Below are 13150 nucleotides of genomic sequence, written 5' to 3' on the forward strand. Positions count from 1 at the left end.
AAAACAGATACTTGTTTTAAGGGGTTTAAAGCGTACTAATCGCGGTATTTTCGAGAGCCTTACGCAAATAAGGATCCAGTTCATCTTGGCGCAATAGCCATTGCACATAGTCGGCAGGAAGCTCTGCAATTGCGCTACCGCGATGTTTACCAAAGTTAATCGTACGTGGAATTCGGGCATCTTCAGAAGCATCGAACAGTTCCTGCATACTGTTGATTTTCAGGTGGTGTACGATATGCATCAGGATGTTGGCAGTTAAAATAATATCCATATCGGCACGATGCGCTTTACGGATCATTTCGCGCGCTCGTTCACTGCCTTTGGTAATCATATAAATCAGTGCAGAAATATTATGTGCTTCTGCATCGGGCCAGACCCGACGTGCTAAAGCCAGTGTACAAATCGCTTTAATTTTCGAGGTATCTACCCCACATTTTTCGACAGCACGAACGTCATAATCAATATTATGGCCAATCATATAAATCGTTTCATCTGGCAGGCGAAAGGTACTGTAATGTGGCTGACCTTCCAGGTCAGACTCCAGAATATGATGCACCGCCATGGCGGCAAAAGAAATGGGTTCGTCACATGAATAGAGCTGATCAAACAGGCGGCTTTTATCCATACTGATTTTATGGTCTACAATTGCGACAGGCGCATAGGCAATTTCAATGGGTTGACCATTTAAAGTATGCGTTTCGGTATCAAGAATAATGGCCTGCATGCGTTGAGCACCATAAAAGAAGAGACAGACTCATATTAACGATAAATTGGGAAAAAGATTAGGCTGAATATTAAAAAATATACTTTTTAGCGCAAAGAATGCTGTTAATAAATCCAATCTTGCTGCAGGTTAAGGCTCAGAACTCTCATGCAGGAAAAGATTTAGCGGTACACCTGAAATGTTCTAAGGGTTAACACGCAGTTGCTGTTCTAGGTTTATAGAGGATAAAAAGGTAAGCGGAACTTAGCTTGAATCTCATTTTAAAATGCTTGCAGAGCGCTCGAGAAAACCAGTCTTTTCACATTTCAAGCAAGACTAGATAGTGAAGGAATAAAAAATGCTCAAAATTTTAAAAGTTAAAAACTTTAACGCCAATTCAATAATTTGATTTTACTTAAATTGGTCATGATTTCTAAAGGCTGGAGCAATATTTATAAAAAACTGCAGAAAGTTCATGATCGAAAATGCAAAACTTCATGCTACAATACGCGCCAATCTTAGCACGGCTTAAAAGCCCTAAATCAATAGGACCTCGCTAATGTTTGCCAATATCTCTATTGCTGAATTTGATCCAGAATTAGCTCAAGCAATCTCGAATGAAGATGCTCGTCAAGAAGCTCATATTGAGCTAATCGCTTCTGAAAACTACTGCTCACCAGCAGTCATGGAAGCTCAAGGTTCAAAACTCACTAACAAATATGCGGAAGGCTACCCAGGTAAACGCTACTATGGCGGTTGCGAATACGTAGACGTGATCGAACAATTGGCGATTGACCGTGCTAAAGAACTCTTTGGTGCTGATTATGCTAACGTTCAGCCACATGCTGGTTCACAAGCAAACTCAGCGGTTTACTTAGCGCTTCTTAACCCTGGCGATACAGTTTTGGGTATGAGCCTTGCTCACGGTGGTCACTTGACTCACGGTGCAAAAGTAAGCTTCTCTGGTAAAACATATAACGCGATTCAATATGGTTTAAACCCAGAAACTGGCGAAATCGACTATGAAGAAGTTGAACGTTTAGCGGTGGAACACAAGCCACGTATGATCGTTGCAGGTTTCTCTGCATACAGCCAAATCGTAGACTGGCAGCGTTTCCGTGACATCGCGGACAAAGTGGGTGCTTACCTGTTTGTTGATATGGCGCACGTTGCAGGTCTGGTTGCTGCTGGCGTTTACCCAAGCCCAGTGCAAATTGCTGACGTAACAACGACCACGACTCACAAAACACTTCGTGGTCCACGTTCTGGTTTAATCCTTGCGAAAGCAAACGAAGAAATCGAGAAAAAATTACAGTCTGCTGTATTCCCGGGTAACCAAGGTGGTCCTTTGGTTCACGCGATTGCAGCGAAAGCGATCTGCTTTAAAGAAGCGATGGCGCCTGAATACAAAGAATATCAAAAACAAGTTGTGGTGAATGCAAAAGCCATGGCTGAAGTACTAATCGCTCGTGGTTATGATATTGTGTCTGGCGGTACTGAGAACCACTTGTTCTTGTTGTCGTTAATCAAACAAGATATCACAGGTAAAGAAGCGGATGCCTGGTTAGGTGCTGCTCACATTACTGTGAACAAAAACTCTGTACCAAACGATCCACGTTCTCCGTTCGTAACTTCAGGTATCCGTATCGGCACACCTGCAGTAACAACCCGTGGTTTCGGTGAAGCTGAAGTACGTGACCTTGCAGGCTGGATTGCTGACATTCTGGATGCGAAAGGTGATGAAACGGTCATTAACGCGGTGAAAGCGAAGGTTGAAACTGTATGTGCTAAATTCCCAGTTTATGCATAATCGGTTTTAATCGGAAAGGAGCTCCCAACCGGGAGCTTTTTTTATAGCTGTTAAAATGACGAGAAAAAATCAGGATTTGGTTTAGCGAAATTCGAGTTAAACTATATCTATATCGCACCATGATTCAGGCCTAATATTTAATAGCTGATGTTGATAGGACAAGAAAATGAGTCATCAACAAAATCATATTGCGTTTTTCTGAATCTGGCTTAAAGTCTTTTATAGACTAATCTCATTTTTAAATATTTAAAAGAACTGATTTATTCATTGCCAGCTTTTTAGATCCACCCTGTACATTCTGCTTAGTACCTGAAAATTTTTATGCAAATTTCAGACGAGCTCAGGTGTTGGTGCAATAAGCGCTGTGACTGAGATCATTTTCTTTAAATCTGAACATTGTATTTATAGGAATCATTCAAATATGGGCACAACCTGTATTTGGTGTTCCTGTTGGCTGTTGATTCATTAATTTTTTATTTAGGTATCTAACAAAGGTAATCAGGATGAATAAAACCACTATTATTTTATCTCAGCAGGATTTAGATCGTCTGGAAACCATGCTTGAGCATCAGACCAAGCTGAGCGAAACCATGATTCGTCTGGAAGATGAACTGGCACGTGCTGAAATAGTTGGCCCCGCGGAGATCGCAAGTAATATTGTCACCATGCATTCGCGTGTGTTACTGACTATTGCACCGTCTCCAGAGCCTGTGGAAGTCACACTGGTTTACCCACATGAGTTTAAAGGTGATAAAGGTCAGGTAAATGTGATTGCACCGATAGGCGCAGCCATTCTGGGCTTAGCCGAAGGTCAAACCATTGAATGGCCACAACCAGATGGCCACACCATGAAAGTGACCATTGAAAAAGTGCTTTATCAGCCAGAGAGTACCGGGGATTATCTCTGATATTGTCTTGAACGCATGCTCAAAAGCCATAGTAATATGGCTTTTTTCATCTATGATTTATGATTGATGTTCAAGAGTTTCATCAGACTAAGCTAGCAGTACAGCAAAATTTATCAAACACATTTGCTTTCATTGCAAAAAATATAATTAAAATAAAGATAAAACATGGATTTAGTTAAAGTGATGTAACGAATTTCTGGATAAATATACACAACGTGGTCTGTTTTTTTGCTACATTCGAGGATATTCAAGATTTTTATTTAATCTCTCTAAAAGGATACAGTCTTCGTCATGTCGCGATTTGAAGCTTTACCCGCCTTGACTGACATGTCTTTTGATCGTGAAGAAATACTGGCGATCAAACGTAATGAACTTGTGCCTGTACTGAGCCATCAATATGGACTGAATCATTATGCGGATTCTCTGATTCAGGCACAATCGGTGTTATTAAATGGGGTCGATCCGCATTTGACCCAACAGCTGAGCCAGACCATTGAGCAATTGATTCAGGCTTTGGCAGAATCTAAAAAATATCTGAAAAAACGTAAATTTAATGCACTACAAAAATGGCTTGGGATCGATCTGGATTATGGTTCGAGTCAGGTTGAATATTATCAGCGACTGGACCGTTTACTCGATCAAGCAGATCACCTAAGTCGTAAGTTACAGATTGAAATCCAGAAATCTCAGGCCCGTTTTCAGCAGCTTTTGGGTCTACGTGAGCAGATGGCCAAGCATATTGTCGCGGCAGACGAGTTTTTATCAGAATATCCGCTGTTCATCAAAAACCAGCATCCACTGGATAATTTTTCTGAGCGGCTTTCCAAGAAAATCAATACACTGCGTACCTTGCAAAGCAGTAATGACATTGCCATTACCCAGATGCAGCTTTCACAGCAGCTGTCCTTTAGCTTATTAGACCGCTTTAAAGAAGCGCAACAGGTCTTGATTCCGGCTTGGCAATATCATGTCCAACAAAGCCAGAGCAAGCACTCGACAAGTGATCTGGAAAAACTTGATAATAGCCGTGAAAGTCTGATTAAAACGTTAAAAAAATCCCTCGAGAAACCCTCGAAAACATAACAATATAAGGTGAACCATGACCAAGTCTGATTTAGTAAATTTACCTGTTGAAAGCTCGAATGAACTGGTCGAACAAAAATTTCAGCAAATGGATCTGAAAGAACTGGGCTTGCAACCTGCTGACTTTCAGGAAGTACTGGCAGCACGTAAAGAATTGCAGGATATGAGTCATAACAGCGTGGCTGAGTATGGTAAAAATATTGCGACCAAAACCTCGACCTATACTGATGAATTACTGAATCTGGTCCAAAATAGAGATCTGGATGCGACAGGGCAGAAACTGAATCAGGTGGTGCAGGTGGCCCAGCAACTGAATACCAGCAGCATTTTAAGTCAAAAGAAAAGTTCAGGTTTTTTTGGCAATCTCCTTAGCAAGTTCAAAGGCGCAAAAGGCAACTTTGATGCACATTTCAATACCACCAAAGAGCAGCTCGATGTACTGGTCAAAGAAATTGAAACCTCGCAGTCCGGTTTGAAAGCGCGTGTAGATACCCTGGATAAAATGTTTGACGGGGTACAGGATGAATATAAACAGCTCGGGGTACATATTGCTGCCGGCCGTTTACGTGAGCAGGAGCTACAGCAGGAAATCTCCGCTTTAACCGCTTTGCCGCAAGATCAGAGCACAACACAGAAAATTTATGATCTGAACCATCTGGCCAATAATCTGGAAAAACGGGTCAGCGATTTGCAGGTTTTGCAGCAATCTGCCATGCAAACCTTGCCGATGATCCGGATTATTCAGTCCAACAACCTGATGCTGGTCGACAAGTTTTATGCCATTAAAAATATTACTTTACCGGCATGGAAAAACCAGATCAGTCTGGCCATTTCTCTGAGCGAACAAAAGAACAGTGTCCAGCTGGCCAATACCATTGATGATGCCACCAATGAACTGCTGCGCCGTAATGCAGATCTATTGCATCAGAACTCTGTCGATACCGCAAAAGCCAATCAGCGCTCGGTAATTGATATCGAAACGCTTGAACATGTGCAAAACACCCTCATTAAAACAGTCAATGATGTGATTCAGATTCAGAAAGAAGGTGTACAAAAACGCACAGAAGCAACCGTGCGTTTGAAGGCTTTACAGGATAATCTGAATCACTTGGTGATTGAATCAAGTACGAGCGGATCAAAGCCCAACTAAACATTGTGGTTGAAGATCTAAAAGGAGTAAAGATTGCCTCCCTTAGATGAATATGCGGTGTCTCCTGGTGAGATCAAGCAAGGCGTGGTTGCGCTCAAGAAACGTCAACGCAATTTGATGTTATTAGGTATCACCAGTTCTACGGTATTTATTGCCTCCATCATTGGTCTATTTTTTCAGCAGGATCTGGTCTATGGCTTTTTTGGCCTGAGTACCGAAGTGCAGCAGTTACATTTACCGGTCAGTGTAGATGCCACGCTGGCCAGCATTGGTGATAGTCCGGATTATTTTTTTAGTTTACTGAGCTGGTTTGGCTGGCTGATTATTAAAATTTTTGCTTCTTTTATCGGTGCATTTTTTATCATTGGCCTATTAAAGAAACTGCGTTTCTTTTATGTGCGCTTTCAGTCTTTTGTGCTGAAATTTGTCGCCTGGCTAATTGCCTTTATCGTGATCTGGTCGGGATTAACTTACTGGCAGCATGATTTACGGAATGACCGGGATGATGCTTATCAGCAGGTGGTGTATTACGATAGCAATATCAATGACAGTGAAATTGCACGATACCTCGCCGATTCAGAGATTGCCACACCGGTAAAATCTTATTTACTGGCACAAACAGCACTTTTGCATAAACCGCAAGATTTATCGGCTGCAAAACCTTATGTATTCAATCTGGTAGAAGCAGAAAAGCAGGATGCAAAATTTGAGCAATATGGCTTTAAGCCAGAACAACTCTGGACCATGCAGCAACAGATCTATGGTCAAGCCATGACACCGGTTGCCAAGAGTGTAAATACGCAAGTACAACAGGCAAACCAGTTGAGTCAGATCACCTATCTGGTGATTATTGGAGTGGCCATTTTATCGGCATTTCTGAGTTTGGTTCTGTTCTTCTTGGCCAATTCAATCAAAGGCCGATCCTTGCGTATCGAGCAACGGATAAATTAATATTTTAGAAATGCTCCTGTTTAGGAGCATTTTTTATCTGCTGATGAAACAGTATAAAAATTAAAAGTTGAAAATACCAAAAATAATTATCAAACCAATGATCTAAAAAAACGATTTATAATATAAAAACAAACTGTTTTACCTATTTTGATTTATGCATTAATATCGCTTTATCAAATAAATATTTATTCCTTTGGAGCTTAGCAATGTTAGACCAAAATACTTCAGCTCAATTAAAAACACTACTCGAACGTCTGGAAAGCCCGATTGAACTGGTTGCGACTTTAAATGATTCCGACAAATCTGCAAAAATCAAAGAACTGGTAGAGGAAATCGCTGCATTATCTGATTTAGTCACTGCGCGTTTTGATGGCCAGAACCAACGTGCACCAAGCTTTGGTATTGCCAAAGCAGGTGAAGAGCCACGGGTCTACTTCGCAGGTCTGCCAATGGGTCACGAGTTCACCTCACTGATTCTGGCCTTGCTGCAAACCTCTGGTTATGCACCAAAAGTATCGGATGAAGTTCTGGAGTCGATTAAAGGTTTAGGAATCAAATCTGATTTTGATGTATTCGTATCACTCAGCTGCCATAACTGTCCGGATGTGGTTCAAGCCTTAAACCTGATTGCAATTTACAACCCGGGTACAACAGCCACCATGATTGATGGGGCCTTCTTTCAGGATGAAGTGGAAGAACGCAAAATCATGGCGGTGCCGATGGTGTTCCAGGACAACCAGCATATCGGTCAGGGTCGTATGACTTTGGAAGAAATCGTGGCAAAACTGGACACCAACTCTGCAGCAAAAGAGGCTGAAAAGCTCAATGCTAAAGACGCTTTTGATGTACTGGTGATTGGTGGTGGCCCTGCAGGGAATACCTCTGCGATCTATGCTGCACGTAAAGGCATTAAAACCGGTATCGTAGCTGAGCGCATGGGCGGTCAGGTCATGGACACCATGGACATCGAAAACTATACCTCGATTCAAAAAACCCAAGGACCTAAGTTTGCTGCTGAAATGGAAGCACACGTACGAGAATACGGTGTTGACATCATGAACCTGCAACGTGTATCTAACATCAAAGGTGCAGATGAAACAACGAATGGTCTGGTAGAAGTCACTTTAGAGAATGGTGCCAAACTTGAATCGAAAACGGTCATCCTGTCTACAGGTGCACGCTGGAGAGAAATGAACGTTCCGGGTGAGCAGGAATACAAAACCCGTGGTGTGGCCTACTGCCCACACTGTGATGGTCCATTGTTCAAAGGCAAACGTGTTGCGGTAATCGGTGGGGGTAACTCTGGTGTAGAGGCTGCGATTGACCTTGCAGGGATTGTAGAGCATGTGACTTTGGTTGAGTTTGATAGCAAACTGCGTGCGGATCAGGTATTGCAAGACAAATTAACAAGCTTGCCAAACACCACGGTGATTAAAAATGCTTTGTCGACTGAAGTGGTGGGTGACGGTTCACAAGTGACTGCACTGAAATACAAAGACCGTACGACTGACCAAGAGCACACCGTTGAACTTGCAGGAATCTTCGTACAGATTGGTTTGTTGCCGAATACCGATTTCTTAAAAGCAACAGCGGTAGAACTTTCAAATCGTGGCGAGATCCTGATTAATGAGCGTAACGAGACCAATGTGAAAGGTGTATTTGCGGCGGGTGACTGTACTACTGTTCCGTATAAGCAGATCATCATTGCCACAGGTGAAGGCGCGAAAGCATCACTGTCTGCATTTGATTACATCATCCGTTCAGGTCAGTAAAAAATAGCACCAAGGTTCCCCAAAACCTTGGTACTCGATCTCGATTATCTTTGTTATACCTTTTTATAGGAACTCCGGACGCTAACACCAGAGTTCCTTTTTTTATTGTTATATTTGCTTCCTTTTTTAGATCAGCCAGAAGCATCCCCAATTGCTTCTGGCTGTTTCTTTCCTCTGTACTGTTTTTGTTTTGACTCTTATTATTCAGCCTTCCCCAAGGTTGTCTTTATTCAATGCAATATTTATTCCAATGTTTGATCAGTACTTAAGACTGGAACAAATTCAAGACTTTAAATTTTTCTAACAGTTGCTCTTGCGTCTCTACATGCTCAGGATGTGGCACAATGCACTCAATTGGGCATACATCTACACAGGTTTGGCGCTCATAAAAGCCGACACATTCCGTACAACGGTTCACATCAATCTCATAGACTTTCGCACCCTCATAAATCGCATCATTTGGACATTCTGCTAAACACATATCGCAATTGATGCATTTGTCGGTAATCAGCAGCGCCATGTTTAACTCCCCTGATAAGCCAGTGACGATGCCGAAATATCTATAGTCGATGTCGGCAGATTGCGGATGAGCAGTGCATATTGCATATCTACATCTGCTGGAACCGGAATCTCGACGATATGACCTGAGCCTTTAGCCTCAGAAATCAGATTGCCTTTTTTGTCTTTCATTTCGGTTAAAACAAAGCTGATATTGCCTTGCGTCGTCATCAGCTCTAAGGAATCACCCACGACAAAACGGTTTTTTACATCAATTTTGATGGAGTTACCGTTACGTTCTAAGACTTCACCGCAGAACTGTTGATGGTCAAAACTTGAAGAGCCATTTTCATAATTGTGATATTCACTGTGCACATGACGGCGCAGGAAACCTTCGGTATACCCACGATTGGCCAGACCTTCTAATTGCGTCATCAATGCTGGGTCAAATGGTTGGCCCGCAAGCGCATCATCAATGGCCTTACGATAGATTTGTGCGGTACGGGCACAGTAAAAATAGGATTTGGTCCGGCCTTCAATCTTCAAGGAATGTACCCCGACCTTGATCAGACGATCGACATGTTGTACCGCACGTAAGTCTTTAGAATTCATGAAATAAGTGCCATGTTCATCTTCTTCGGCAGCAAACATGTCTTCATCATTACGTTGTAATAATACCGGTTCATCAAATTGATGCTGTGCTTGCATATGTGCTTCGTCGGCATCTTGAGAGCAGCAGCCTGAATCCAGATTTTTCACTGGAATCACATCACCAGTTTCATCTTCCTTCGCATCCAGAACTTTGTATTCCCAGCGGCAGGCATTGGTACACGCACCCTGATTGGCATCACGTTTATTCATATAACCAGACAGCATGCAACGGCCGGAATAAGCCATGCACAGCGCACCATGTACGAAAACCTCAATCTCCATATCCGGTACTTGCTGTTTAATCTCAGCAATTTCTTCAATCGATAATTCACGTGACAGAATCACGCGCGTGAGTCCCATATTTTTCCAGAATTTTACCGTTGCCCAATTCACTGCATTGGCTTGCACAGACAGATGAATATCCATTTCTGGAAAATGTTCACGCACCATCATGATCAGGCCCGGATCAGACATGATCAGCGCATCCGGCTGCATCGCCACCACAGGTTCCAGATCACGAATAAAATTTTTCAGTTTGGAATTATGCGGCTGGATATTGACGACCACATAGAACTTTTTACCTAGCTCATGGGCTTCTTGAATGCCAATCGCCAGATTGTCATGATCAAATTCATTATTACGAACGCGCAAACTATAACGCGGCTGACCTGCATAGACTGCATCTGCACCATAGGCGAAGGCATAGCGCATATTTTTCAGTGAACCGGCAGGTGAGAGGAGTTCAGTAACGGTCGTCAGGCTCATGATGGAATCGAAAGACATATAAAAAGTACGGCTTTATTCTAACCATCTAAAATTTGGATTCAACCCAGTAAATTACTCGGAAATAAGCCATTTAGAATAAAAAGAATGTTTTATTTTGAGTGAAATGAAGCACTAAAATTATTCAATATTCAATTATTTTCAGTCTGTTCGAGCATTTTTAAAATCTGGCAATGATCAATGGTGGTCGGGACATTACAACTTTTGCGAAGTGCAATCAGCTGTTGTTCGAATAGCTGTAATTCCCTAATTTTTTTGGAGATATCTTCTAAATGCTGGTCGATGAGCTGATTCACTGCACCGCATTCCTGCTGCGGATTCTGTTCGAGTTTAATCAGGGCTTCAATCTCTTTTAAGGACATGTCCAAAGCACGACAGCGTTTGATAAAAAGCAGCCTTTTCAGGGCTTCTTCACCATAATAACGATAGTGATTACTTGCTCGAAAATTCGGCTGTATCAAGCCTTTCTTCTCATAAAAGCGAATGCTATCTGTGCTTAAAGCAGTCTTTTTGGCTATTTCTGAAATTAAATAGACCGACATTGCTCGCTCCTGCTTGACCTTGGAGTTAGTCCATAGTTTCTAATTATTTTAACTCATTTTTTGCACGAAAGTATGGAAGATCAACATGGCCTGTAGCTGTAGTCATGAACCTGCTCCACCCAAACCTGACAGTAAGTTTAGAACGGCGTTATGGATTGCCTTGGTGGTGAACCTGACTTTATTTGTGGTAGAACTGATTGGTGGGGCCTATGCACATTCATCGGCTTTGTGGGCCGATGCCTTGGACTTCTTTGGTGATGCCGTCAATTATGGCGTCTCTTTGGCGGTCATCGGTGCAAGTCTGTACTGGCGCGCAACAGTCGCCTTGCTCAAGGGAATGACCATGGCCTTATTTGGCTTGGTGATCATGGGCAAAGTCATTTATGCCTATCTGCAAGGCATTCCGCCAGAGGCACTGACCATGGGCTTGATTGGCGTACTGGCATTGCTGGCAAATGTATTTACGGCAGTCATTCTCTATGCTTTTCGCGAAGGTGATTCCAATATGCGGTCAGTCTGGCTGTGTAGCCGAAATGATGCCATTGGCAATGCTGCCGTGATTCTGGCAGCAGTCGGGGTTTTTGGTACAGGCAGTCTGTGGCCAGATATAATAGTGGCGATGATTATGGCGAGTCTTGGTTTAACTGCGGGTTATCAGATTGTGAAGCAGGCACTGGCAGAACGGGCATTAGGACATGAGTCAGCCTGATTCTGAATATTTAAGTTTAATCATAAAGAAGCTGCTTAACGGGCAGCTTTTTTATGGCCTGTATATTTTAAATAGATGAAAAATAAAGCTTTACAAATCCACTAATTTTAGAAAGAATCATCCGCGAAATTTATAGAATAGCAATATAACTTAACCATTTAATTTTTATTGTTTTTGAGGGGGGACAATGAACTTCATAAAACTACTTTCACTTGCGGCCATGGTGCTGATGACGGGCTGTAGCTCTATGGTCATCACTTATGATGCCACCGGTCAGGTGATTGGATCATGTAAAGCAACACGCGGTCTGCTTTCAACTGCAAGTGCCCATTGTGGTGGTTCAGGTAATGCGATGGGTGTGAATTACAATAGCGTGGATGCCAAGACGGGTTTGTTGCCAGCACTGCCAAGTCAAAACCAGATTAATTTAAAGCCATAAAGAATACAGGGGAATATCATGAAATTATCAGCACTTATTGCACTGGCACTGGTATTAACAGGCTGTGCATCGACAGTGACTACATTTGACTCGCATGGCCGTATGATCGGTTCATGTAAGGCAGAAAGCGGTTTTATCATTGGTGGTGGCGCAGGCTGTTCAGGTTCTGCCAATCAGGAAGGTCGTGATCGTTAATTTTTTAACGCCGATTCAAATAAAAAACCGAAGCTTGAAGCTTCGGTTTTTTTAATTCTGATCATCTAAAATCAGATTTTATTTTTCCACGAATGCACGTTCAATCACGTAATCGCCTAGAACACCCATTTTAGGTGACTCTTTTAGACCGTGTTGGTCTAGAAGTGCAGCCACATCGTCGAGGAAGGCCGGGCTACCACACAGCATAGCGCGATCCGTTTCCGGGTTAAAACGTGGCAGACCAATTTTTTCAAACAGTTCGCCGGTTTCAATTGCAGTCGTAACGCGACCTTGGTTCGGATATTCTTCACGCGTCACAGTCGGGTAGTACACTAATTTTTCTTTCGCGCCGAGTTCAGAGAAGAATTCGTGATTTGGTACTTCATTCAAAATCAAATCTTGATAAGCCAGTTCAGAAATGAAACGGGTACCATGCACGATAATGATTTTTTCAAAACGTTCATAAGTTTCAGGATCACGGATGGTCGCCAAGAATGGTGCAAGGCCAGTGCCTGAAGATAGAAGATACAAGTTTTTGCCTGGGTTCAGGTCATCTAGCACCAAAGTACCTGTCGGTTTTTTAGAAATCAGGATGTCATCGCCGACTTTTACTTTTTGTAGAATGGAAGTCAGTGGGCCATCCGGCACTTTAATTGAGAAAAACTCTAACTCTTCTTCGTAGTTGGCACTTGCAATTGAATATGCACGCATTAAGGGCTTGCCATTGACTTCAAGGCCGATCATTACAAACTGACCGTTTTTAAAACGTAAAGCAGTGTCACGAGTCGTTTTAAAAGAGAATAAAGTATCATTCCAGTGGTGGACGTGAGTAATCTTTTCGACGTTAAAAGCAGCCATTAAAGGTCTCAATAAGTTATCAAATTAGAACAACTTGCTATTCTAAACTAAATCCATTCTCTATAAACTGAATATATTTAATTGAGCTTATCAAAAAA

Annotated in this window: 14 protein-coding genes; 9 read left to right on the forward strand and 5 right to left on the reverse strand. The window is 42.3% G+C overall.

Annotated elements, in window-relative coordinates; translation table 11 throughout:
* Positions 1–25: 25 nt before the first annotated feature.
* The gene (locus tag FTU40_RS05360) at positions 26–724 is read right to left on the reverse strand and encodes a DNA polymerase III subunit epsilon (RefSeq protein WP_005097503.1); all 699 of its coding nucleotides are present in this window, start codon (positions 722–724) and stop codon (positions 26–28) included.
* A gap of 538 nt (positions 725–1262) precedes the next feature.
* Here FTU40_RS05360 and glyA point away from each other — a divergent pair.
* The 6 genes from glyA to ahpF all read left to right on the forward strand — a co-directional run bounded on the left by glyA (position 1263) and on the right by ahpF (position 8377).
* A complete protein-coding gene (gene glyA, locus FTU40_RS05365) occupies positions 1263–2513 on the forward strand; it encodes a serine hydroxymethyltransferase (protein ID WP_005097502.1) in 1251 nt (416 codons plus the stop codon).
* Between the two features lie 503 nt (positions 2514–3016).
* Positions 3017–3421 carry a nucleoside diphosphate kinase regulator gene (gene rnk, locus FTU40_RS05370; RefSeq protein WP_005097501.1) on the forward strand — a complete coding sequence of 135 codons (405 nt, stop codon included), beginning with the start codon at positions 3017–3019 and terminating at the stop codon, positions 3419–3421.
* A gap of 291 nt (positions 3422–3712) precedes the next feature.
* Positions 3713–4504: a hypothetical protein gene (locus FTU40_RS05375; protein WP_005097500.1), complete on the forward strand. Its 792-nt coding sequence runs from the start codon at positions 3713–3715 to the stop codon at positions 4502–4504.
* 16 nt (positions 4505–4520) lie between these two features.
* A complete protein-coding gene (locus tag FTU40_RS05380; RefSeq protein ID WP_180040076.1) occupies positions 4521–5654 on the forward strand; it encodes a toxic anion resistance protein in 1134 nt (377 codons plus the stop codon).
* Between the two features lie 33 nt (positions 5655–5687).
* Positions 5688–6605, forward strand: coding sequence for a hypothetical protein (locus FTU40_RS05385; RefSeq protein ID WP_180040078.1), 918 nt, complete (start codon positions 5688–5690; stop codon positions 6603–6605).
* Between the two features lie 206 nt (positions 6606–6811).
* Entirely contained in the window at positions 6812–8377 is a 1566-nt protein-coding gene (gene ahpF / locus FTU40_RS05390; RefSeq protein ID WP_180040081.1) for an alkyl hydroperoxide reductase subunit F, read from the forward strand.
* Positions 8378–8642: 265 nt separating this feature from the next.
* On the opposite strand, the gene FTU40_RS05395 is transcribed toward ahpF, so the two are convergent.
* The 3 genes from FTU40_RS05395 to FTU40_RS05405 all read right to left on the reverse strand — a co-directional run bounded on the left by FTU40_RS05395 (position 8643) and on the right by FTU40_RS05405 (position 10851).
* Positions 8643–8897, reverse strand: coding sequence for a YfhL family 4Fe-4S dicluster ferredoxin (locus FTU40_RS05395; RefSeq protein ID WP_005097495.1), 255 nt, complete (start codon positions 8895–8897; stop codon positions 8643–8645).
* Positions 8898–8899: 2 nt separating this feature from the next.
* Positions 8900–10309: a tRNA 5-hydroxyuridine modification protein YegQ gene (gene yegQ, locus FTU40_RS05400; protein ID WP_005097493.1), complete on the reverse strand. Its 1410-nt coding sequence runs from the start codon at positions 10307–10309 to the stop codon at positions 8900–8902.
* Between the two features lie 131 nt (positions 10310–10440).
* Entirely contained in the window at positions 10441–10851 is a 411-nt protein-coding gene (locus FTU40_RS05405; protein WP_180040083.1) for a Cd(II)/Pb(II)-responsive transcriptional regulator, read from the reverse strand.
* A gap of 85 nt (positions 10852–10936) precedes the next feature.
* Here FTU40_RS05405 and FTU40_RS05410 point away from each other — a divergent pair, with 85 nt between their 5' ends.
* The 3 genes from FTU40_RS05410 (at position 10937) to FTU40_RS05420 (ending at position 12194) form a co-directional block, all read left to right on the forward strand.
* Positions 10937–11560: a cation transporter gene (locus FTU40_RS05410; RefSeq protein ID WP_100329024.1), complete on the forward strand. Its 624-nt coding sequence runs from the start codon at positions 10937–10939 to the stop codon at positions 11558–11560.
* Positions 11561–11747: 187 nt separating this feature from the next.
* Positions 11748–11999, forward strand: coding sequence for a hypothetical protein (locus FTU40_RS05415; RefSeq protein WP_005097487.1), 252 nt, complete (start codon positions 11748–11750; stop codon positions 11997–11999).
* An 18-nt stretch (positions 12000–12017) separates the two neighbouring features.
* Entirely contained in the window at positions 12018–12194 is a 177-nt protein-coding gene (locus tag FTU40_RS05420) for a hypothetical protein (RefSeq protein ID WP_005097486.1), read from the forward strand.
* A 78-nt stretch (positions 12195–12272) separates the two neighbouring features.
* On the opposite strand, the gene FTU40_RS05425 is transcribed toward FTU40_RS05420, so the two are convergent.
* Positions 12273–13052 (reverse strand): ferredoxin--NADP reductase, encoded by a 780-nt coding sequence (locus FTU40_RS05425; RefSeq protein ID WP_005097483.1) that lies wholly within the window; start codon positions 13050–13052, stop codon positions 12273–12275.
* Between the last annotated feature and the right edge of the window lie 98 nt (positions 13053–13150).

Source organism: Acinetobacter sp. YH12100, assembly GCF_013419135.1.
Taxonomy (GTDB): domain Bacteria; phylum Pseudomonadota; class Gammaproteobacteria; order Pseudomonadales; family Moraxellaceae; genus Acinetobacter; species Acinetobacter pseudolwoffii.

Coding starts and splice junctions, on each gene's coding strand:
- FTU40_RS05410 (WP_100329024.1), top strand. CDS start 10,937: ATGGCCTGTAGCTGTAGTCATGAACCTGCTCCACCCAAACCTGACAGT.
- FTU40_RS05405 (WP_180040083.1), bottom strand. CDS start 10,851: ATGTCGGTCTATTTAATTTCAGAAATAGCCAAAAAGACTGCTTTAAGC.
- FTU40_RS05415 (WP_005097487.1), top strand. CDS start 11,748: ATGAACTTCATAAAACTACTTTCACTTGCGGCCATGGTGCTGATGACG.
- FTU40_RS05360 (WP_005097503.1), bottom strand. CDS start 724: ATGCAGGCCATTATTCTTGATACCGAAACGCATACTTTAAATGGTCAA.
- rnk (WP_005097501.1), top strand. CDS start 3,017: ATGAATAAAACCACTATTATTTTATCTCAGCAGGATTTAGATCGTCTG.
- ahpF (WP_180040081.1), top strand. CDS start 6,812: ATGTTAGACCAAAATACTTCAGCTCAATTAAAAACACTACTCGAACGT.
- yegQ (WP_005097493.1), bottom strand. CDS start 10,309: ATGTCTTTCGATTCCATCATGAGCCTGACGACCGTTACTGAACTCCTC.
- FTU40_RS05420 (WP_005097486.1), top strand. CDS start 12,018: ATGAAATTATCAGCACTTATTGCACTGGCACTGGTATTAACAGGCTGT.
- FTU40_RS05375 (WP_005097500.1), top strand. CDS start 3,713: ATGTCGCGATTTGAAGCTTTACCCGCCTTGACTGACATGTCTTTTGAT.
- FTU40_RS05425 (WP_005097483.1), bottom strand. CDS start 13,052: ATGGCTGCTTTTAACGTCGAAAAGATTACTCACGTCCACCACTGGAAT.
- FTU40_RS05395 (WP_005097495.1), bottom strand. CDS start 8,897: ATGGCGCTGCTGATTACCGACAAATGCATCAATTGCGATATGTGTTTA.
- glyA (WP_005097502.1), top strand. CDS start 1,263: ATGTTTGCCAATATCTCTATTGCTGAATTTGATCCAGAATTAGCTCAA.
- FTU40_RS05380 (WP_180040076.1), top strand. CDS start 4,521: ATGACCAAGTCTGATTTAGTAAATTTACCTGTTGAAAGCTCGAATGAA.